We start from the raw sequence: 21,056 nt of genomic DNA, 5'->3' as shown, positions 1-21,056 counted from the left end.
AACCGGTCACCGCCTGACGGGAACCGCCTGATGGTGGCCGCCTGACTGGAACTGCCTCAGGCGCTGCAGGGGATTCAGCCGGGCGTTCCCGCCCGCTCGGGACGCCCGGCGCGTCCTCGCCGTCCGGGGCGAACACCTCGCGTGGTTCGGGGAATGCCCACAACAGAAGCGGATACAGCGTGGCGGCCGTGCCGAGCGTGACCACCATGCTGATGTCCACGCCGCCGGCGATGTCGCGCAGCGGTCCGGCGATCATCGGGGTGTTGGCCGTGAGCAGACCGAGTGCGGTCGCGGGCAGCCACGCGCCCATCGCGCGCCAGTTCACCCCGCCGGTGAACCAGTAGCGCCCGCCCTTGCGGCCCTCGTTGAACACCTGCAGATCGTCCGGGTCGTAGTAGCCGCGCCGTGTGACGTAGCCGATCATCATGATCACCATCCACGGCGAGGTGGACAGCACGATCAGCGTGGCGAACGCGTTGATGCTGCCGACCATGTCGAGCGCGAACGTGCCGACGAACACCAGCGCCACGGCCAGGGAGCCGACGAGCAACGTCGCGCGCACCCGGCTCAGTCGTGGCACGAGCGAGCTGAAGTCCAGTCCCGTCCCGTAGAGCGCGGTGGTTCCGGTGGACAGGCCGCCGATGAGCGCCACGACGATCAGCGGGAACGCGTACCAACCGGGGGAGATCTGCGTGAGCCCGGTGATGTAGTTGTGCACGTCCGGCACCAGCGTGGCCGTGGCCAGTCCGAAGCCGAACGGCAGCAACGTGGCCACCTGGGCCACCAGCGGCGCCGCCAGCAGCGAGCGCGTGCTGTGGGTGGCCGGGATGTAGCGCGACCAGTCGCCGAGGAACGCGCCGAACGAGACGGGGTTGGCCATCACCGTCAACGCGGCGAGCAGCCACGTGGGCCAGAAATCGCCGAGTGCGTAGTCGCCCGTGCCCGCGTAACCCGGATCGAACTGCCCGCCGTAGGCCACGAACCCGAGCAGCATGATGAGGCTGCCCAACACCACCGCGACCCGGTTGACCAGCAGCATGAACCGGTATCCGTACAGGCACACCACGAGCACGGCCACGGCGATCACCCCGTAGGCGACGCCGCGCAGAACGGCGCCACCGTCCACACCGAACAGTCGGTGCGCGGCGCCGGCGACCGCGTCACCGCTGACCCATACCGAGATCGCGAAGAACGTCACCGCGGTCAACAGGGACAGCAACGAGCCCACACAACGCCCCACGACACCGAAATGCGCGCCCGAGGACACCGCGTTGTTGGTGCGGGTACGTGGTCCGAACAACGCCATCGGCGCGAGCACGAGTGCACCGACGAGCACGCCGGCCACCGTCGCGGCCGCCGCCTCCGCGAAACCGAGCCCGAACGCGATCGGCAGCGTGCCGAGGATGATCGTGGCGAAGGTGTTGGCGCCGCCGAAGGCCAGCCGGAACAGGTCCCGCGGGCGGGAGGTCTGCTCCCGCGGCGGGATCGGATTGATGCCGTGCTCCTCGACCTCGGTGACCCTGGCCGTGCTGCTCATGGTGTCCACAGTGTCCGTAATGCCGCTCAGTGCCGGCTCATGACGTGCTTGACGCGGGTGTACTCGGTCAGCGAGTAGGCCGACAGGTCCTTGCCGTGTCCGGAGTGGCCGAACCCGCCGTGCGGCATCTCCGGAACCAGCGGGCCGTGGGTGTTGAGCCAGACGCAGCCGAAGTCCAATGCGGACGACACGCGCATGGCCCGGCCGTGGTTGGCGGTCCACACCGACGACGCCAGCCCGTGGCGGACGTCGTTGGCCAACGCGATCGCCTCGTCCTCGTCGGTGAACGGCTGCACGGTGACGACGGGGGCGAAGATCTCCTCCTGCACGATCTCGTCGTCCTGCGCGGCGCCGGTGATCACGGTGGGGGAGAAGAGGAATCCGTGCTCACCGACGGCCGTGCCGCCGGTGCGGATCTCCGTGTGCGGGCCGAGCCGGTCGACGAGTCCCTGCACGCGCGCCAACTGGGCGGCGCTGTTGAGCGGTCCGAAGTCGACGCCCGGGCGCGTTGCCGCCGCGACGGCGGTCAGCTCGGCCACCAACGCGTCGTGGACGGACTCGTGCACGAGCACGCGGCTGCCCGCGGTGCAGTCCTGGCCCGCGTTGTAGAACGCGGCGTCGCAGATGCCGCGGGCGGTCTCGGCCACGTCGACGTCGTCGAAGACGACCAACGGTGCGTTCCCACCGAGTTCCAGATGGGTCCGGGTGAGGTCGGCCGCCGCGGTCGTGGCGACGTCGATGCCCGCGCGGGTCGACCCGGTGATCGACACCAGTTCCGTCGCCGGATGCGCCACCAGCGCGCGCCCGGTGTCCCGGTCGCCGAGCACGACGTTCAGCACGCCCGGCGGCAGGTGTCGGGCGGCCGCCTCGGCGAGCAGCACCGCCGTGCTCGGCGTGGTCTCCGCAGGCTTGAGCACGATCGTGTTGCCCGCGGCCAACGCCGGTCCGATCTTCCACGCCGCCATCATCAGCGGGTAGTTCCACGGCGCGATCTGCACGCAGACGCCCACGGGCTCCGTGCGGATGAACGAGGTGTGCCCCGGCAGGTACTCGGCGGCCGCCGAACCCTCCAGCAGTCGCGCCGCACCGGCGAAGAACCGCAGCGAGCTCACCGACTCGGGGATCTCCTCGTCGAGCACGACGGCGCGGGGTTTGCCCGTCTCGCGGATCTCCGCGTCGGCGAACGCCTCGGCGTTCCGCTCGATCTCGTCGGCGATGGCCAACAGGGCGCGTTGCCGGTCGGCGGGCGTCGCGCGGCGCCACGTCGCGAACGCCTCGGCCGCGGCCGTCATGGCCCTGTCCACATCGGACTCGGTCGAGTTGACCGTCGACCCGCACGGCCTGCCCGTCGCCGGGTCGACCAACTCCAGCATGGCGGTGCCGTCGGCAGGAACGGCCCGGCCGCCGACGATGTTGGTGAGCATTCACTCCTCCAGATGGGTGGGGGCGAACAGGCGCTGCTGCGCCGGCAGGACGACGACGTGCGGGCCCGGTGCGGCGAACGCGGCGGCGACATCCGCGCGCAGGGTGTCCACGGACGACACGGTGGCCGGAACGCCGAACGCCGCGGCAAGCGCGGCGAAGTCGGGCCGCGCCAATTCGGTGGCGGTCGTCTGTCCGAACGCACCGGTGAGGTACTCGCGCAGGATGCCGTAACCGCCGTCGTCGACCACGAGCCACGTGACGTCGAGCTCGTGCTGCACCGCGGTGGCCAATTCGGCGAGGCCGTACATCGCGCCGCCGTCGCCCGACACGGCCAGTGCGGGACCGCCGGTCGCCGCGGCCGAACCCAGGGCCGCCGGCAGACCGAATCCGAGCCCGCCCGCGCCCTGCGCGCTGTGCATCGGCGCGTCGTCGGGATTCCACGCCGACCACGCCCAGTACCCGAGGATCGTCATGTCCCAGAAGCTCGGCGTCCCCGGCGGCAGCGCGGCGCGGACGTCGGCGAGTACGCGCCGTTCGATGTCGAGGTCCTGGTCGTCGAGTCGCTGCCGCACGCGGGCGAGCAGGTCCGCGACGGCGGCCTCGGCGCGCCCGTCCGCCTCCCGCGGCGGCACCCGCTCGGCCAGTGCCGCGAGGGCGACCCGCGCATCGGCGTGGATACCGAGCGCGGGATGGTTGGCGCCGAGCACGCCGGCGTCGGCGTCGATGTGGATCACGCGCCCGCGCGGGGCGAACGTGCGGTAGTTCGTGGACAGTTCGCCGAGCCCGGACCCGACGACGAGCAGGGCGTCGGCGTCCTCGAGGAACTCCGTGGAGTACCGGTCCTCGAGCCACGACTGGCCGGACAGCGGATGGTCCCAGCCGAACGCCCCCTTGCCGCCGAACGTCGACAGCACCGGCGCGCGCAGCGCCACGGCGAGCGTGCGCAGCTCGTCCTGTGCGCCCGCGCGCACGACCCCGCCGCCGGCGAGGACCACCGGATTCCGCGCCGCCGCAAGGAGTTCCGCCGCGCGCTCCACGAGTCCGGGCTGAGGGTTCAGGCGGCGGGGTGCCGCGGGCAGCGAGGAGACCGGCGGGTGATCGGTCGGTTCGAGCAGGACGTCCTCGGGGATCTCCACCCACACCGGACCTGCGGGGCGCTCGCGGCAGCCTCCCACGCCTCGCGCAGTGCCGACGGGATCGCCGCGACCGACCGCACCACGTGTGTCGACTTGACGATGTCGCGGAACGCCGCCTGCTGATCGGGCAGTTCGTGCAGGTAGCCGTGCCGGCCGCCGCCGAGCCCGGCGGTGGGGATCTGGCTGCCGATGCCCAGCACCGGCACCGACGACGACCGCGCCTCCTGCAGGGACGCCAACGTCAGCAGCGCACCCGGACCGGTCGAGACGACCATGGGTGTGACGGCGGCGCGGGTGCGGGCGAACCCGTCGGCGGCGAACGCGAGGTTGTTCTCCACGCGGCCGCCGATCAGGCGCAGGTCGGGTGCCTTGCGCAGCGCCTCGAACAGGCCGAGCGCGTGCTGTCCCGGCAGACCGAACACGGTGTCCGCGCCGAGCGCGCGCAGGGTCTCGACGACGATGTCGCCCCCGATGCGGGTCATCGCTGCTCCTGCAGGGCCAGCAGGCTGACCAGGTCGTAGGCCACGTGCGAGGCGGCGATGGCGGTGATCTCGGCGTGGTCGTAGGCCGGGGCGACCTCGACGACGTCGGCGCCGACGATGGTGCAGTCGCGCAGCCCGCGCAGGATCTCCAACAGCTCCCGGCTGGTCATGCCGCCCGCCTCCGGCGTTCCGGTGCCGGGCGCGTGCGCGGGGTCGAGCACGTCGATGTCCACCGAGATGTACAGCGGCCGGTCGCCGACCCGTTCCTTGAGCGCGGCCACGATCTCCGGCACGCCGCGGTGCAGGACGTCGGCCGAGGTGACGATGCCGAACCCGAGTCGTTCGTCCTCGGCCAGGTCGGCCTTGCCGTACAGCGGGCCGCGGGTGCCGACGTGGCACAGCGCGTCCAGGTCGAGCAGCCCCTCCTCGGAGGCGCGGCGGAACGGCGTGCCGTGGGTGACCGGGGCGCCGAAGTAGGTGTCCCACGTGTCGAGGTGGGCGTCGAAGTGCAGCAGTGCCACCGGACCGTGTTCGGCCGCGGCGGCCCGCAGCAGCGGCAGCGCGATCGTGTGGTCGCCGCCGACCGTCACCAGTCGGCTGCCCGCCGCGGCGAACTCGCCCGCCCGGTGCTGCAGGGTCTCGACCGCTTCGCCGATGTCGAACGGGTTGAGCGCGATGTCCCCGGCGTCGGCGACCTGACAGGTCGCGAACGGCGAGACGTCGAGCCCGGGGTGGTACGGACGCAGCAGGCGGCTCGCCTCGCGGACCGCGGCGGGCCCGAAGCGGGCGCCCGGCCGGTACGAGACGCCGGCGTCGAACGGGACGCCGACCACGGCGATGTCGGCGTGGGAGACCTCGTCGATCCGCGGCAGGCGCGCGAACGTCGCGAACCCGGCGAAGCGCGGAACCTGGGACGAGTCGATGGGTGGAACGGGCATGCGATCCTCTCTGTCGCGGTGTTCTTCGGGTCAGCGTTCGGACGTACCGGCCAGTCGGCGTCGCCAGGTGTCCAGTTCGGAGTCGGGGGTGCGCGGGGTGGCGAGGCTGACCACGACGTAGGCCACCAGGCTGGCACCGAGTCCGAAGTAGATCGGTTCGGTGGCCATCAGTCCCTGCGTGATCATCGAGACGATCACCACGACCGTGCCGGTGACCATCGACGCCAGCGCGCCGGCCCGGGTGCCGCGCCGCCAGAGCAGCGCACCGAGGATCGCGACGAGCAGACCGCCGACGAGGATGTTGTAGGCGACGGTCAGTGCCGCCACGACGTCGCTGACGAGCATCGAGATCCCGATGGCCCCGAGGCCGAGCACGAGCGTCGTGATGCGGTTGGCCGCCACACCGCCACGCTCGCCGCTCGTGGTCGTGTCGCCCGAGTTCTCGCCCGTGGTGTCGGCCGTGGTGTCACCGCCGCGCCGGAGCAGTCGCGGCAGTAGGTCGCTGGTGGTCACGGTCGAGCAGGCGAGCAGTGCGCCGCTGGCGGTCGACATCAGCGCCGACAGGGCGGCGGCGAGCACGAGGCCGCGCACGCCGGTCGGCAGCAGGTCGTTGACGACGGTGGCGAACGCGTCGTCGGCGTTGCCCAGGTTCGGGTACAGCGCCTTGGCCGCCATGCCGATGACCGCGCCGGCGAGGGCGTAGACCACGCAGTACAGCGCCGAGGTGATGCCACCTGCCGTCGCGACCTTCGGACTGCGGGCGGTGAACACCCGTTGCCAGATGTCCTGGCCGATGAGCAGTCCGAAGCCGTACACCAGCACGTAGGTGACGATCGTGGCCCCGCCGATGCTGGTGAACGAGAAGAAATCGGCGTCGAGATCGGCCTCCATGCCGGAGAATCCGCCGGACGCGCTGAGCGTCATCGGCAGCAGGATCAGCAGGAAACCGATCGTCATGATGACGAACTGCGCCATGTCGGTCAGCGTGATCGACCACATGCCGCCGAGCGCGGCGTAGAACACGACGATGCCGCCGCCGATCGCCACGGACGCGGCCGTCGGCAGTCCGTAGAGGACGCTGAAGATCGTCGCGAACGCCAGCATCGAGGTGACGGTGAGCATGAGCGTGTAGCCCCACATCACGACACCCGAGATCGCCGGCGTCGCACCGCCGTAGCGCAGGTGCAGCAGTTCCGAGACGGTGGTGAGCTTCAACCGCACGAGCCGGCGGGCGAACACGGTGTGGAGCACCAGGATGCCGAGGCCGATCGTCAGCACCAGCCAGGCGCCGGAGATGCCGTAGGTGTAGCCGAGGCCCACCCCGCCGATGGTCGACGCGCCGCCCAGCACGACCGCCGACATCGTGCCCGCGTACATGACCCCGCCCAGGCGACGGCCCGCGACGAGATAGTCACCGCGCGTCTTGGCAAGGCGGAGGCTGTACCACCCGATGCCGATCATGCCGGCGATGTAGAGCGCGATCACGGCGTAGTCAGCGGCCATGGCGGCCTCCCTTCCCGGTTTCCGAAACCGTAGATGCGCGGATGCCGATGGTTGAATGGGATATTCCATCCCAATGTCGAGAGATTCAGGTTGAGATGAACAACGATGTATCGGTGCCGTTACGGGTGGTCCTCGACGACGCCGATCTGGCCCTCGAGCTGGTGCCGGAAACCGAGGGTCCCGGCGCCGTCGAGGCCCCGGTCCGCTGGGCGCACGTCAGCGAGCTGCGTGACCCCGCGCCGTACCTGCTGGGCTCCGAGGTGCTGCTGACGGCGGGGGTCAACCTGCCCGCGGCCAGGGCGGAGGTCGACGAGTACGTCCGCAGGCTCCGCGAGGCGGGCGTGACGGCGTTGGGCTTCGGGATCACGCCGACCGTGCACGACGAGCTGCCGCCGCGGCTGCGGCACGCGTGCGCGCGGCACCGGCTGCCGTTGCTGGTCGCGGCGCCGAGCACGCCGTTCCTGGCGATCAGCCGGGCGGTGGCGATGGCGCTGGAGGAGGCCCGGCACCGCGAACAGCATCGCGTCACCGAGGCCTGGGAGGCGTTGACCCGGTCGGCGGCCGGGGGACTGCGTGAGGTGGCGCGCGGACTGGCCCGGCGACTGTCTGGCTGGGTCGCGTTGGCCGGTCCGGACGATCAGCCCGTCGTCGAGGACGGTGCGCCGCGGCCCTGGCCGCCCGAGATCCGCGAGATGCTGGCCCGACTGCGGTCCGGGACCGGCATCCGCAGCGCGACGACCGAACTGCCCGACGGCACGGTCGTCGTGGGGCAGCCGGTGTACCCGCAGGCGACGGCGGCGCACCTGCTCGTGGTGGGCCGCGCGGCCCGCTTCTCGGCCGCCGACCGGTCGATCGCCGCCGCGGGCGCGGCGCTGTTGGGGCTCGCCGCGAACGCCGGTACGGAGGCCGCCCGGCTCGGCGCGGTGACGACGGCGCTGCTGACCGGCGAGGCGGCCGAGGACCCGTTGGCGGGCATGTTCACCGCCGACGCCTACCGGGTCGTCGCGGGCGTCCGCGCGCGAACAGCGCCGAGTGGCACAGACCCCGAGGCCGAGCACGGCTGGTTGCGTGCGGCGCTGGGGACGCCGCTCGTGCGACTCGAGAGCCACCGGTTCACGGCGGTCGCGCCGTCGGCGCCGGGCGCCGCGGCGGTCGACGACCTCGAGTCCCACGGCTGGCTGGTCGTGGCGGCGGCGCCGCGCCCCGCGCACCGACTGGCCGAGGCGCGCGGCGAGGTCGCCCTACTGCTGGAACGCGCACGCGTGCTCGGTACGGCCGTGACCGAGGTGGGCGAGGACCTGGCCGATCTCGTCTCCCGCGATGCCGGGGAGGGTTTCGCCGAGCGGATGTTGGCCCCGTTGTCCGCGCGCGGGGACCAGGCCGCGTTGGTGCCGACGCTGCGCACCTGGCTGGCCTGCCACGGCCGCTGGGATCGCGCCGCCGCCGCGCTCGGCGTGCACCGCAACAGCGTGCGGCACCGCATCGGCCAGGTCGAACGCGCGCTGGGCGTGGATCTGGCCGACCCCGACGTGCGGATGCGGCTCTGGTTCGCCCTGCGCTGGTCCGAGTAACGGCCGCCGCGGCTCAGTCGGCGGCGGGCGGCCGGGGCAGGATCACCGGGGCGCCCGTGCGCGGGTCGTCGATGACGTCGCAGTTGAGGGCGAAGACCGCGGCGATCGTCTCGGGGGTGAGGACGTCGGCGGGCGCGCCCTCCGCGGCGATCCGTCCGTCGGTGACGGCCACGAGGTGGTCGGCGTAGCGGGCGGCCAGGTTCAGGTCGTGCAGGACGAGCACGGTCGTGCGCCCGGGGCGCCCTGGGTGGTGGTGCCGTTGAGCCGCGTGAGCAGTTCGAGCACCTCGATCTGGTGGGCCAGATCGAGGTAGGTGGTGGGCTCGTCGAGCAGCATGACGTCGGGGTCCTGTGCGACGGCCAGGGCGAGCCACACGCGCTGGCGCTGCCCGCCGGACAGCTCGTCCACCGGACGGTCGGCCAGCTCGGCCACGCCCGTGGCCGCCATGGCGTCGGCGACGGCCGCGGCGTCGGCGTCGCTGAGGTGCCGGAACCAGCGCTGGTGTGGATGCCGGCCGCGGCCCACCAGGTCGGCCACCGTGATGCCGTCCGGTGCAAGCGGTTGCTGGGGCAGCAGGCCCAGCCGCTGCGCGAGGGTCTTCGGGGGTAGCCGGGCGATGTCCTGGCCGTCGAGCAGCACCGCGCCGCGGCGCGGGTTCATCAGCCGGGCCAGGCCGCGCAGCAGCGTGGACTTGCCGCTGCCGTTGGCGCCGATGATCGCGGTGATCCGGCCCGGCGGCACCGTCAACGAGACGTCGCGGACGATCGCCTCGGCGCCGTAGCCGAGCGTCAGGTCCGTTGTGGACAGTTCGGTCGCCGCGGTGGTCTCGGTGGCCGCGGCAGGGTTCGCGGTCGAGGTGGTGCTGGGGTTCATCCGGTGCGTCCGATCCGGTTGGCGCGGGCGAGGAGGTAGAAGAGCACCGGAGCGCCGAGGACTCCGGTGACGGCCCCGACGGGAAGCTCGGTCGGGGCGAAGGCCAGGCGGGCGAGCAGGTCCGAGGCGATGAGCAGCAGCGCGCCGACGGCGGCGGTCGGCGCGAGGGGGACCGGCTGGTGCGGAACGAGCCGACGAGTGATCTGCGGGGCGACGAGCGCGATGAACGCGATCGGCCCGGCCGAGGCCGTCGCCATGGCCGCCAGCACGACCGCGATGCCGATCAACGCGAGGCGGATGCGGTGGGGCCCTCCGGTGAGCGCGCGGGCGAGGTCGTCGCCGAGCTCGAGGACCCGCAGGTGCCGGCTCAGCACCAGCAATGCCGGCACGAGGATCGCCAGGGTGGTCCCGATGACCGTCACGTGCAGGGCGCTGCGGTTGGCGAGGCTGCCGGTCAGCCACGCCGCGGCGCTGATGATCTGGTGGTAGTTCGTCTGCGCCAGCAGGTAGGACGTCGCCGACGAGAGCATCGCCGCGATGCCGATGCCGACCAGCACGAGGCGGTAGCCGGTGAGGCCCTGTTTGAGTGCGATGAGGACGATCGCCGTGCCGGTGGCCGCCGCGCCGGCCAGCGCGCCCAGCACGAGGCCGGCTCCCGCGCCGCCCAGCACGGTCATCACCAACAGCGCCCCGAACGAGGCGCCGGTGTTGATGCCGATGATGTCCGGGCTGACCAGCGGGTTGGCGGCGATCCGTTGCAGGATCGCACCGGAGAGGGCGAAGGCGGCACCCACGGCCAGCGCCGTGACGACCCGGGGCAGCCGGTCGCCGACCACGACGTCGTACTCGATGAGCGTGCCGCCACCGCCGAGCACGCGCAGCGTGTCGGCCCACGTCAGCTCGAACTCGCCCATACCGAGCGACAGCGACGCCAGCGTCAGTGCACCCGCCCACGCGAGCACGGCCACGCGTGTCGAACGCAGGCTCAGACGCAGCACGACGGTGTCGGTGCCGCCACGCAGGAACACGGTGTCCCGTTGGGGCGTCACAGGGCAGCCACCTTCCGGTTGCGCACCAGATAAAGGAAGAACGGCGCGCCCGCGAGACCGGTCACGATGCCGACCTGCAGCTGCTCCGGTTGCACCGCCACGCGGCCGAGCACGTCGGCGGCCAGCAGCAGGATCGGGCCGATCAGCGCGCAGTAGGGCAGGATCCACCGGTAATCGGGACCGGCGATCGCCCGCGCGATGTGCGGTACGGCCAGGCCGATGAACGCGATCGGACCGGCGATCACGGTCGCCGCCCCGGCCAGGAGCAGCACCGACACCGCCGAGAGCACCCGCACGGCGACGAGGCGGGCGCCCAGACTGCGCGCCATGTCGTCGCCCAATGCGACCACGTTGAGGCTGCCGCTCGCCGCGAGCGCCAGCACGAAACCGACCAGCAGGAACGGGGCGACCGCCGACAGGTCGCCGCCGTCGGCGCGGGTCAGCGAACCGATGACCCAGAACCGGTAGTCATTGAGGGTCGCAGCGTCGAGCAGCGTCACGATCGTCGTCATCGACCCGACCATGGCGCTGAACGCCGCGCCCGCCAGCGCCAGTTTCACCGGCGTGGCACCGCCCTGGCCGAGGGAACCGAGGGTGTACACGAACGCGGCGGCCACGCCCGCGCCGGCGAACGCGAACCACAGGTACCCCTCGACCGCGGTCACGCCGAGCGCGAGCGCCACGACCACGGCCAACGACGCGCCGGCGTTGATGCCGAGAATTCCCGGACCCGCCAACGGATTGCGCGTCAGCCCCTGCATCACGCGCGGCGACGCCGAGCGCGGCCCCGGCCAGCAGGCCCGTGAGCGTGCGGGGAATCCGCACCTCCCGCACGACCCGGTCGACCTCGCCGGCGCGGGGGAGAAGACCGCCGTCAGAGCCTCGGTCACCGGTGCCGGATAGTTCCCGACCACAATGGACAGTACGCACGTCGCGGCGACGGCCGGCAGCAACCACAGCGGATGCAGCGGTGCCCGATTAGTGGACACCGCACCCGGGAGCGTCTCGGGCCGCGGGGCCCGCTGCGCGTTCGACACGGCCCGGTCAGTCGACAAGCTCGGGGTGGATCCTGGCGGCGACCTGCTCGATGCTGTGGGCGGCGCGCACACCGGCACTGCGGTCGGCGAACAGGAACGGATACACCGCCTCGTGCTCGACCGCCGTCAACCCGGCCAGCGCCGGATCGCGCAGCAGGGTGTCGACATCGGACTGTGCGTCCTTCTCGGTCAGCTGCGCATCACAGCACAGGTCGGTGAGGATCACGTCCGGGTCCCGCTTGAGGAGTTCCTCGACGCCGACGTCCATGTTGCGCTGCCGGGTCAGATCGCCGAACGCGTTGGTGCCGCCGGCCCTCTCGATGATGTGGGAACCGAAGTCCATGCCGCTGGCGATCCGGTAGTTTCCGTCCTCACCGGGGGACACGATCGCGACCGACGGACGGTCCGCGCCCGCGACGGCCTCCTCGACGGCGGCGATCCGCGTGCGGAGGTCGTCGACCACCTCCTCGGCCCGCTCCTCGACACCGAACAGCGTGCCGAGATCGCGCACATCCTCGTAGATGCTCTCGACGGTGACCGTGGCCGGATCGATCGACTGGTCGGTGAGCCCGTCCTCGCTGGGGCACACCGGCGACAGGATCCAGCTCTGCACGCCCAGTTCGCGCAGGCTCGCGCGCGTGCCGACGGAACTGTCCGGGCTCTCGTGGGCGAAGAACCCGTTGAAGCCCGACAGCACGAAGTCCGGATCGGTCTGCAGCAGGGCCTCCCTGCTCGGCAGACTCGGTACGTACTCGACCTCGGCCTGCTGCTCGGCGTACTCCGGCAGCACCTTGGCGTCCAGGAACGCCGTGCCGACCAGTCGATCGCTGACGCCCAGCGCATGGGCGAGCTCGATCGCCGGATGGTAGGCGGCGTAGATCCGCTCGGGCGGTTCGTCGACCGCCACGTCGATCCCGCAGTTCTCGCGGCTCAGCGCCGCCGCGCCGCCGGCTTCCTCCTGCCCGTCGGGCTCGGGTGGCGCGCAGCCGGTCAGGACCAGTGCGCACACGGACAGGATCGCAACGGAAATACGTGTAGACGGCGACATCGTCAGCCCGCCCCTCCAGCTCCTCGTGGATTCGGGTCGTTCGGTGCCGTGGCCGGTCTCCTGGCTGACGGGTACTACCGCGGATGCGTCGGCCTTCCCGGAACTCGCGTTCCAGTGGCTGCCGCCGAACCGGCGACGAATGACGCAGCGCTTCCCGAATCACAGTGGCGAGGGCCGCTCCGGTTTTCCACCGGATTCCCGTGCACCACGGCTCGACGAACCTAACACCCCGGCCGCCGGGTCGGGCTGTGTGTACTCCCACAGGCCAGGACCCAGCGGCCGCTTCCGAGGGGTGCTCACGCGGTGAGGCACGAGGTGGGTTGGGCCTCAGCCGGCTTCGGCGACCCGCTTGAGGTGGGCGAGCGTGGGTTCGGTGGAGGATTCGAGTTCGTCGGCGTGCTGCGCGCCGCCGCCCAGCAACAGGCCGGCGAACAGCTTGCCCATCGCGGTCAGCTGCCGCGGCACGCTGCGCCGCTGTACGAGCCGCGTGCCGCCGTCCTCGGTCAACAGTTCGAAGCTCCACCGGGCACCGCTGGTGGTTGTCACCCAACTGAGCCGGGACGGCGCGGCGACGTCGTCGATCACGTTGCGCGTGGGCCAAACCACGACCTTGCGCCGGTTCCAGCCGATGTACCACTGGCCCCTGCGCAGCCCGCCCGGTTTGACGGGCGTCATGGCCAGCAGCTCCGGACTCGCCGCCGCGAGATGGCGGAAATCGGTGAGCACGGCCCACACCCGCTCGGGCGGGGCGTCGATCAGCACCTCGGCGTAGAACTCCCGTTCGGTGCTGACGTCCCGTTCGGTGCTCATGCGCGCGATTCCTCCTGTGCGGCGGACTCGAGTCCGCGGGCCACGGTGTAGCGGTAGCCGGCCTCGGCCGGGCCGGCCTTCTGGTAACGGCGGTCGGAGGTCACGTCGTGCTGGTAGCCCAGCGCGTGGATGTCCGGGTTCTCGCCGAGCCTGCTGAACTGCGAGACCCACGTGCGGCTCAGATTGGTCTTGCGGAACCGCTCCGTGCCGCGCATCGCGGCCATGCCCGCGCAGAGCGCCTTGTGCACACCGGGCCACGCCGGGTCGGCGTCGACCGCCTGCTTCGTCATCGGCGACAGGCCGGCGGTGAGTACGTGCGGTGCGAGGATCCTGGTGGGGCCGGGGAAGTAGCGCGAGAAGCTGCGCGTCTGTCCCCGGTAGATCTCCCGCGCCGCCTTCGAAGGCTTGAAGGTCCTGCGCTCGAAGTCCTCCACCCACAGCTGGAACTCGTGGTACGAGCCGGGGATGTCGGTGATGCCCATACCCGTGCCGACGCCCTTCCAGAAGTTGTAGCGGGCGTACTTCTCCCGGTCGGTGAAGAACCCGGGCGCGCCGAGACCTTCGACGTAGCGGTCCGGTTCGAAGGTCAGCAGTCCCAGGATGTGCAGCTGCAGGTCGTTGTGCAGGCCGTTGACGTCGTGGTGGATCTGCTGGACACGGTCGAACACGGCCTGCGCGGCGTCGCTGCGGTAACCCTCGCGCATGAACAGGCCGAAGAACGCGAGCGTGTCGTTGTCGCGGTGGTGCGGGCGGACGATGCCGTCGCCGGTGCCCTTGCGGTAGCCCACGGTCGCCTCGGCGGGGTGGATCATGCCGCGCGCCGTGCCACCCGTGAAGGCGGCGTGCGCGAACATCGGCGGCACGACGACCTCGAGCGACAGGTGGGTGATCTCCACGTCGTTGTCCACCGGGTCGAGCTCGGTGATGAGCTTCCGGACATCGGCCACCGACATGGTCCGGTCTTCCCAGTACTCGGCCAGGGGCTGACGCCGCTCCTGCGCACCGGCCTGCGGGCCCGACTCCGACGACACCGACGACACCATTGACGACCACTCCTCGCCGCGTCCGTGCGGCACGGTTGACAGTAAACTTGAGTCTGACTCTAAATTGCTCGGATCGCCGCACGCAAGGCCGGGCACCGGACCCTCGACGGCCTACGGTGTGGCCATGTCCGGCTCAGCAGAGGATCCCGCCCCCGAACAGCGTGCCTCCGAACACGGGGCTGCGGCCCGGGATTCGGAACCCCGTGCCCGCGGTGCGCGCCGGCGCGCGCGTACCCGCACCGCGATCCTCGACGCCGCCGAGCAGGCGTTGGCCGACGCGCCCGATCTGAACGTCCGGATCGAGGAGGTCGCCGAGCGCGCCGGGGTGTCGGCGGCGACGATCTACCTGCACTTCGGTACGAAGGACGCCCTCATCGCCGCGACGATGCAGCGCCTGCTCGAGGTGGCGATGGAGGACCTCACGGCCGCCTACGCGGCGGAGGGCACACCCGCCGAACAGGTCGTCGCCGCGGGAGCGACGTATCTGCAACTGCTCGTCGACCATCCCGCGTTGGTGCGCTACCTGTGCACCGCCGGCACGCGGGAGACGGCCACCGCGTTCGACGTCGAGGTCGACGAGCGCATCGAGGAGCTGCGCGCCGCGTTCGAGGCGCGTATTCAGGCCGCCGTGGACGCAGGTCAGGCGGCGCCGCTGGACGCGCGACTGATGTCGTTCTTCCTCTTCGGCGCCTGGAACGGGGTCGCCGCACTGGCGCTCGGGGGCGCGCGGGCGAGGCTCAGTCCCGAGGACGTCGTCGCCGTCGTTCAGCAGGGGACGCAGGTGCTGGCCGCGGGCGGACTCGCCCAGTCGGTGGGCGAATAGCCCGCTGAGCTGCACATTCGTTCACGCCGACCACAATTCGGCCACGCCTGCTTGGCTCCACCTGTGACTTCGAGTTACAGTTACTTCAAGTAACGCCGATGGGGTCGTAGGAGGCGAATGTCATGGCGGACGTGCGCGCGGGAACGCGGAACACGGGTGGACACACCGGTGACGTGGTGAAGCCCCACGCCGACGCCGGGTTCTTCGGTCCCGGGTCGGTGGCCTGGAAGGTCTGGCTGTACCCGACGGCGATGCTGCACGGGTTCATCCGTGCCACGGTCATCGAGGAGTTGGACCCCTATCTGGTCGCCTCCGTCGACCACTCGGGCCAGGTCAAGCAGCGTCCGGCGCTGCGCTACGACCGGACGATGCAGTACTTCGCGACGGTGATGTTCGCCGACGCCAAGACCGTGCTCGATTCGGCCGAACTGCTCGTGAAGATCCACTCGCGGGCGATCGGTCCGGAGCCGGTCACGGGCGGGCAGTACGACGCGAACGACCCGGATTCGCAGCTGTGGATCCACATGACGGCGTGGCACTCGATTCTCTACACCTACGAGATGTTCGGTCCGGGCAAGCTCAGCGAGGCCGAGGAGGCCGAGTACTGGGAGGCCTGCGCGATCGCCGCGGCGTTCCAGACGATCGACCCCGAGGCGGTGCCGCGGAGCCGGGACGAGGTGCGCCGGTACTTCGAGGACTGGCGGCCGCGCCTGGCCGGTACCGAGGTCGCGCAGGACATGATGGACTTCATCCTCTACGCCAGCCAGTACCTCGTGCCCAAGCCCGTGCCCAAGGTTCTACGCCGGGTCGTGTCGCGGTTCGTCGGTGCCGGGGTGAAGGCGACCATGCCGCACTGGATGCGCAAGATCGGGGCGACCCCGCAGTCGCGCGTCATGGACAGCGTGATCATCGCGCTCACGCGTCCGGTGATGCGCCTGATGGCGCGCGGCAACCGGAAGTTGCAGCTGGATGCCCTGCGCCGGATCACGCCGCGTTCGGCCCCGGTCATCGCGCCGGCGCTGCTGGAGGTGCCGCCGACCTCGCCGAAGAAGTGGACGCCCGCCGAGGCGTACGAGCACTTCGAGATGACCACCCCCCGCAAGCAGTACGAGGCTGTGCGCGACGCCAAGCGCGAGCCGTACCGCAAGCACCACCACGAGCCGGTGCTGGAGTTCCAGACCACCCCGGCCGGCAAGGCGAGCTGAGGCTCCCCGGGACGAGGAGGCGACAACCATGGCGACGGGACGCGCGGCACGGATCGCGGCCGCCCAGACCGAGGTGGTTCCGCGCGCCGATGCCGGGTTCTTCGGCCCGGGCTCGGTGGCGTGGAAGGTGTGGGGCTACCCGACGTCGATGTTGCACGGGTTCATCCGTGCGACGGTGATCGAGGAGTTGGACCCCAATCTGGTCGCCTCGGTCGAGCACTCCGGTCAGGTCAAGCAGCGTCCGGCGTTGCGGTACGACCGGACGATGCAGTACTTCGCGACCGTGATGTTCGCCGACGCCAAGACCGTGCTCGACTCGGCCGAGCTGCTGGTGAAGATCCACTCGCGGGCCATCGGGCCGGAGCCGGTCACGGGCGGTCAGTACGACGCCAACGATCCGGATTCGCAGTTGTGGATCCACATGACGGCGTGGCACTCGATCCTCTACACCTACGAGGTGTTCGGCCCCGGCACGTTGAGCGAGGCCGAGGAGAACGAGTACTGGGAGGCCTGCGCGGTGGCGGCGGCGTTCCAGACGATCGATCCGGACACGGTGCCGCGCACGCGTGCCGAGGTGCGCCGGTACTTCGAGGACTGGCGGCCGCGCCTGGTCGGGTCCGAGGTCGCGCAGGACATGATGGACTTCATCCTGCACGTGAGCCAGCACGTCGTGCCGAAGCCGGTGCCGCGGGCGCTGGCCTGGGTCATCTCGCGGTTCATCGCAGCCGGAGTGAAGGCGACCATGCCGCACTGGATGCGCAAGCTCGGTGCGACCCGCCAGTCGCGGCTCATGGACGCCGTCGCGATCGGGATCACCCGGCCGCTCATGCGCCTCTACGGCCGCAACCGGAAGGCGCAGATCGCCGTGCTGCGCCGGACCACGCCGCGGTCGACGCCGGTCATCGCGCCGGCGCTGCTGGGCGTGCCGCCGGTCTCGCCCAAGAAGTGGACGCCGGCCGAGGCCTACGAACACTTCGAGATGACCTCGCCGCGTGCACAGTACGAGGCGCTGCAGGAGCGCACGCCCTACGACAAGCACCACCACGAGCCGGTGCTGGAGTTCCAGACCACCCCGGCCGGCAAGGCGAGCTGAGCCGCACGGCTGCAGCACGGGACACACGGAGGATGAGGTCGTCGTGAGCGAACGGATCACGCGCTTCGCGCGCGGCGACCTCACCTTCGACGTCGTCGACTCCGGGCCGCTCGACGGCGATCCGGTGGTGCTGCTGCACGGTTTCCCCGAACGTGCGAGGTCGTGGGACCGGGTGGTGCCGCGGTTGCACGAGGCCGGGCTGCGCACGTTCGCGCCCGACCAACGGGGCTATTCGCCGGGCGCCCGTCCCGCGGGCCGGGCGCGGTATCGACTGTCGGTGTTGGCCGACGACGTGGCGGCACTCGCCGATGCCATCGGAGGTCCGGTGCATCTGGTGGGGCACGACTGGGGTGCCGCCGCAGCCTGGACGCTCGCCGCGCGGAGGCCGGAGCGAGTGCGGACGTGACGGCCCTGTCGGTGCCGCATCCGAGCGCGTTCGTGCGGTCGTTGGCGGGCCGACAGGGGCTCAAGTCGTGGTACATGGCCTACTTCAACCTGCCCTGGATACCGGAGCGGGCCGTGAGCATGCTCATCCGGCAACTGCGGGCCAGCGGCATGACCGCCGACGACATCGACCGGTTCCGCCGCGACGTCGTCGACGAGGGCGCGTTGCCGGGCGGGCTGGCCTGGTACCGGGCGATGCCGTTCACCGTGCCCGTCGGCCGGGTCGGCGTGCCCACCACGATGGTGTGGAGCGACGGCGACATCGCCGTCGACCGCATCGGGGTCGACGCTACCGCAAACTGGGTCACCGGGCCGTACGAGCTCGTCGTCCTGAACGGCGTGACGCACTGGATTCCCACGCAGGCACCGGACGCGGCCGCCGAGGCGATCCTCGCGCGCGTGCAGTCGACCGTGTCCTGAGGCGCGGCTGCCTGCTTCAGAGGTTTTCCCTGGCGTCGTCGCGCAGCTGCGTGAGGGTGCGGCGGGTGCGTGCGGTGTCGGGCAGAACGGCCACCAACAACCCGGGGTCGTCGCCGTCGCCTGCGGAGTCGTTGCCGCGTTCGACGAGGCTGCGTACCCATTCCATGCCCTCGGCCAGTTCGGCGAGCGCGTCGGTCCGCCCCTCGCTGCGCACCCAGTTGCCCAGTGCCGACCGGTGGATGCCGTCGATGAGCGCGGCGAGTGCCACGGATTGGAAGTGGGGGCTGCCGGCCGGCAGGTGTTCGCGGAGGAACGCGCGCTGGCAGCGGACGTAGCGTTCGTTCTCGATGACCTCCCGATCGCGTAGTTGCGGCACGATGCGGGTCAGCTGGTAGCGGCGCACGGCCAGTTCGGGGCGGCGCAGGAAGTCCCGTAGCGATGCCTCGGTGGCGGCGATGACCGCCTCCACCGGGTCCACTGTGGGCGCCAGTTCGGCGAGTCTGCTCTCGACGAGGTGGATCCGCTCGGTGTGATCGGGGAACGCGAGCTCGTCCTTGCTGTCGAAGTACCGGAAGATCGTCCGCCGGGACACGCCCACGGCCTCGGCCACGTCCTCGACGGTGACGTTCTCGTATCCCCGCTCGAGGAACAGCCCCATCGCGGTCTCGGAGATGTCGTACTTCGTCTCCGCCGACCGCTGTGTCGTCGGGCGCGGCGTCGTCGGGCGCTGTGTTGTCCGGGGCTGCGTTGTGGGGTGTGGTGTCATCGGTGACCGGCTTTCGCGTCGAGCGGATCGGCTGGGCCGGCCGGGTGGTCCGGGTCGGCCGTGGCTGGTGCGTGGTTGCCACCCATGATGTCGTCGAGGGTGCGTTGGGTCTCCGGCCGGACGTCGACCTCGAAATACGGTTCGTAGGCCTCGCGCGGGGGCTTGGGGGTCCACAGGATCGCGGCGAGGACGCCGGCGCCGGCGACGCCGAGTGCGATGAGGAACGGGTTTCCGGCGCCCATCGCCTGCGCGATCCCGAAGGTGCCGAGCCCGAGGATGATGTTGGCGTAGGCGGCCATCCGGTTCATGCGCTTGGTGTAGAGGCCGAAGTAGACGACGAAGAAGAACGCCGCGCCGAATCCGCCGTAGACGTAGGTGAAGCCCATGGCCAGCAGCATCGGCGGGTTGATCGCGCTGAGCACGGCGAGCACGCCGAGGACGAGCACCACGATCCGCAGCTGCGTGCGGGTGCGGTCCGTCCCGCCGGCCGACGGGGCCTTGCGGCGGGCGAACGTGGCGTAGATGTCGGTGTGGACCGAGGTTCCGCAGTGCAGCAGCATCGAGTTCGCGGTCGACACGGCGGCACCGGCGAGCGCCACCAACGTGAGCGCACCGACGAGCGGATGCGTGTACTCGATGATGACGAACGGCATGATGTAGTCGGTCGTGCGGCCCTCGGGCAGGGTCGGCACGAGGGTCTTGGCGCCGAGTCCGATGACGATGAGCGGCACGAAGATCATGACGAGCACGCCGAGCGAGATCATCACCTGCACGACGGCGGTCTTGACGTTGCGCGGCACCATCATGCGCGTCACCCAGTGCGGCGCGACCGACGCGCCGAGCGAGTTGGCCACGAAGATCGACAGCAGGGCGCCGAAGCCGAACGTGCCGAGCGGGGTGAGCAGGACGCCCGCCTCCATCGGTGCCTCACCCTCGACCGCGGGGGCCGTGGACGTCTCGAGCGTCGCGACGATGGTGCTCCACCCACCCGCGGCGTCGAGGACGGCGAACGCGCCGAGCGTGACACCGGTGACGATGAGGACCGTGTTGACCGCGTCGGTGGCGGCCACCGACCAGAACCCGCCGAGGCTCGTGACGAGCAGGATCGCCAGGAAGGCGAAGATCGCGACCTCGTACGGCACCCCGGTGACGGTTTCGAAGACGATGCCGAAACCCACCACCTGCAGGTGGACGAAGATGAAGTAGCCGACGAGCATGAGCGCCGCGACGAGCACACGCAGACCGCTGCGGCGTTGCCGTGGTTCGTAGCGCATCTGCACGAACTCGGGGAACGTGCGCGCGGGAGTCTTCGGGCGGCGTACCTTGTAGGCGACGATCGGGATGAGCGCGGAGCCGAAGAACCAGCCGGCCACCCAGCCGATGATCGCGGCGACGCCGGTGCTGTAGAGGTAGCCGGGCACGCCCAGGACCGAGGCGACGCTAACCCAGGTCGCGGTCGTCGTGCCGACGCCGACCCACAGGCCCATGCGGTGCCCGCCGCTCGTGAAGTCGGCGTTCGACTCGACCTTCCGCAGGCTGATCAGGCACGAGCCGAGCAGGAAGGCGAGGTAGAGGACGAAGACGGTGAGGTACCAGGCGTTCACGAGCGCACCGCCTCGGCGTCGTCACCGGCACCGTGCGGTCCCGTTTCGGACGTCCGGGTTCCGTAGAGCCGTCCGCCGGCGCCCCACCGCCGGACACCGGAGCGTTCGACGCGCCAGCACAGCAGCGTGCCGATGACGAGGCCGCTGGTGAGCGCGATGACCCAGACCGCGATCGCGATGATCATGCCGACTCCCTTGTTGGCACGTAGTGTCAGGTATCTGACACGTGGTGCCAGACCTTGCCCGGGT

The 21,056-nt window shown here is 71.0% G+C and carries 19 protein-coding genes, 2 pseudogenes and 1 riboswitch; of the genes and pseudogenes, 6 read left to right on the top strand and 15 right to left on the bottom strand.

What is annotated here, in order from left to right:
* Positions 1-127 precede the first annotated feature (127 nt).
* From BJF85_RS10220 to BJF85_RS10200, 5 genes and pseudogenes are all read right to left on the bottom strand, one after another.
* Positions 128-1,537 (bottom strand): annotated as a pseudogene (locus tag BJF85_RS10220) (cytosine permease); the annotation flags it as partial.
* 26 nt (positions 1,538-1,563) lie between these two features.
* Positions 1,564-2,961 (bottom strand): aminobutyraldehyde dehydrogenase, encoded by a 1,398-nt coding sequence (locus BJF85_RS10215; protein WP_075846860.1) that lies wholly within the window; start codon positions 2,959-2,961, stop codon positions 1,564-1,566.
* Positions 2,962-4,580 (bottom strand): annotated as a pseudogene (locus tag BJF85_RS10210) (thiamine pyrophosphate-binding protein). It abuts the gene before it with no gap.
* Positions 4,577-5,518, bottom strand: coding sequence for an agmatinase (gene speB, locus BJF85_RS10205; protein WP_075846859.1), 942 nt, complete (start codon positions 5,516-5,518; stop codon positions 4,577-4,579). Before speB ends, BJF85_RS10210 begins: the two are co-directional and overlap by 4 nt.
* Before the next feature lie 30 nt (positions 5,519-5,548).
* Positions 5,549-7,021, bottom strand: coding sequence for a sodium:solute symporter (locus BJF85_RS10200; RefSeq protein WP_075846857.1), 1,473 nt, complete (start codon positions 7,019-7,021; stop codon positions 5,549-5,551).
* A 95-nt stretch (positions 7,022-7,116) separates the two neighbouring features.
* Between BJF85_RS10200 and BJF85_RS28415 the strand changes: the two genes are divergently transcribed.
* Positions 7,117-8,592: a PucR family transcriptional regulator gene (locus BJF85_RS28415; RefSeq protein ID WP_187346896.1), complete on the top strand. Its 1,476-nt coding sequence runs from the start codon at positions 7,117-7,119 to the stop codon at positions 8,590-8,592.
* Between the two features lie 13 nt (positions 8,593-8,605).
* Here the strand turns inward: BJF85_RS28415 and BJF85_RS31335 are convergent, their stop codons facing one another.
* The 7 genes from BJF85_RS31335 to BJF85_RS10160 all read right to left on the bottom strand — a co-directional run bounded on the left by BJF85_RS31335 (position 8,606) and on the right by BJF85_RS10160 (position 14,440).
* Positions 8,606-8,815, bottom strand: coding sequence for a hypothetical protein (locus BJF85_RS31335; protein ID WP_369822138.1), 210 nt, complete (start codon positions 8,813-8,815; stop codon positions 8,606-8,608).
* Positions 8,794-9,465, bottom strand: coding sequence for an ABC transporter ATP-binding protein (locus tag BJF85_RS10185; protein ID WP_369822137.1), 672 nt, complete (start codon positions 9,463-9,465; stop codon positions 8,794-8,796). Before BJF85_RS10185 ends, BJF85_RS31335 begins: the two co-directional genes overlap by 22 nt.
* A complete protein-coding gene (locus tag BJF85_RS10180) occupies positions 9,462-10,514 on the bottom strand; it encodes an iron chelate uptake ABC transporter family permease subunit (protein ID WP_075846854.1) in 1,053 nt (350 codons plus the stop codon). Before BJF85_RS10180 ends, BJF85_RS10185 begins: the two co-directional genes overlap by 4 nt.
* The gene (locus tag BJF85_RS10175) at positions 10,511-11,569 is read right to left on the bottom strand and encodes an iron ABC transporter permease (protein WP_255375536.1); all 1,059 of its coding nucleotides are present in this window, start codon (positions 11,567-11,569) and stop codon (positions 10,511-10,513) included. The genes BJF85_RS10180 and BJF85_RS10175 overlap by 4 nt, the downstream gene beginning before the upstream one ends.
* Positions 11,559-12,599 carry an ABC transporter substrate-binding protein gene (locus tag BJF85_RS10170; RefSeq protein WP_075846850.1) on the bottom strand — a complete coding sequence of 347 codons (1,041 nt, stop codon included), beginning with the start codon at positions 12,597-12,599 and terminating at the stop codon, positions 11,559-11,561. Before BJF85_RS10170 ends, BJF85_RS10175 begins: the two co-directional genes overlap by 11 nt.
* A 32-nt stretch (positions 12,600-12,631) precedes the next feature.
* Positions 12,632-12,824: riboswitch (cobalamin riboswitch) on the bottom strand.
* A gap of 102 nt (positions 12,825-12,926) precedes the next feature.
* Positions 12,927-13,409: an SRPBCC family protein gene (locus BJF85_RS10165; protein ID WP_075846849.1), complete on the bottom strand. Its 483-nt coding sequence runs from the start codon at positions 13,407-13,409 to the stop codon at positions 12,927-12,929.
* A complete protein-coding gene (locus BJF85_RS10160; protein ID WP_158056868.1) occupies positions 13,406-14,440 on the bottom strand; it encodes an oxygenase MpaB family protein in 1,035 nt (344 codons plus the stop codon). Before BJF85_RS10160 ends, BJF85_RS10165 begins: the two co-directional genes overlap by 4 nt.
* A 136-nt stretch (positions 14,441-14,576) precedes the next feature.
* Between BJF85_RS10160 and BJF85_RS27925 the strand changes: the two genes are divergently transcribed.
* The 5 genes from BJF85_RS27925 (at position 14,577) to BJF85_RS29970 (ending at position 18,437) form a co-directional block, all read left to right on the top strand.
* On the top strand, positions 14,577-15,275 hold the full coding sequence (locus BJF85_RS27925; protein ID WP_158056866.1) for a TetR/AcrR family transcriptional regulator: 699 nt from the start codon (positions 14,577-14,579) through the stop codon (positions 15,273-15,275).
* Positions 15,276-15,397: 122 nt separating this feature from the next.
* Positions 15,398-16,480: an oxygenase MpaB family protein gene (locus BJF85_RS10150; RefSeq protein ID WP_075846843.1), complete on the top strand. Its 1,083-nt coding sequence runs from the start codon at positions 15,398-15,400 to the stop codon at positions 16,478-16,480.
* Positions 16,481-16,508: 28 nt separating this feature from the next.
* Positions 16,509-17,573, top strand: coding sequence for an oxygenase MpaB family protein (locus BJF85_RS10145; protein ID WP_075846841.1), 1,065 nt, complete (start codon positions 16,509-16,511; stop codon positions 17,571-17,573).
* Positions 17,574-17,616: 43 nt separating this feature from the next.
* Positions 17,617-17,979 (top strand): alpha/beta fold hydrolase, encoded by a 363-nt coding sequence (locus BJF85_RS29975; RefSeq protein WP_255375535.1) that lies wholly within the window; start codon positions 17,617-17,619, stop codon positions 17,977-17,979.
* The gene (locus BJF85_RS29970; RefSeq protein WP_255375534.1) at positions 17,976-18,437 is read left to right on the top strand and encodes a hypothetical protein; all 462 of its coding nucleotides are present in this window, start codon (positions 17,976-17,978) and stop codon (positions 18,435-18,437) included. The genes BJF85_RS29975 and BJF85_RS29970 overlap by 4 nt, the downstream gene beginning before the upstream one ends.
* Positions 18,438-18,453: 16 nt before the next feature.
* Here the strand turns inward: BJF85_RS29970 and BJF85_RS10135 are convergent, their stop codons facing one another.
* The 3 genes from BJF85_RS10135 to BJF85_RS10125 are packed head-to-tail and all read right to left on the bottom strand — an operon-like array spanning position 18,454 to position 20,992.
* Positions 18,454-19,203, bottom strand: coding sequence for a TetR/AcrR family transcriptional regulator (locus BJF85_RS10135; RefSeq protein ID WP_083666196.1), 750 nt, complete (start codon positions 19,201-19,203; stop codon positions 18,454-18,456).
* Complete coding sequence (locus tag BJF85_RS10130) at positions 19,200-20,807, bottom strand: sodium:solute symporter (RefSeq protein WP_075846837.1); 1,608 nt, start codon at positions 20,805-20,807, stop codon at positions 19,200-19,202. Before BJF85_RS10130 ends, BJF85_RS10135 begins: the two co-directional genes overlap by 4 nt.
* Complete coding sequence (locus BJF85_RS10125) at positions 20,804-20,992, bottom strand: hypothetical protein (protein WP_075846835.1); 189 nt, start codon at positions 20,990-20,992, stop codon at positions 20,804-20,806. The genes BJF85_RS10130 and BJF85_RS10125 overlap by 4 nt, the downstream gene beginning before the upstream one ends.
* Positions 20,993-21,056: the final 64 nt, after the last annotated feature.

Source organism: Saccharomonospora sp. CUA-673 (assembly GCF_001942305.1).
In the GTDB taxonomy this organism is placed as follows: Bacteria; Actinomycetota; Actinomycetes; order Mycobacteriales; family Pseudonocardiaceae; genus Prauserella.
The sequence above is the reverse complement of the archived record's forward strand: the minus strand, read 5'-3'. Positions and strand labels throughout refer to the sequence as shown.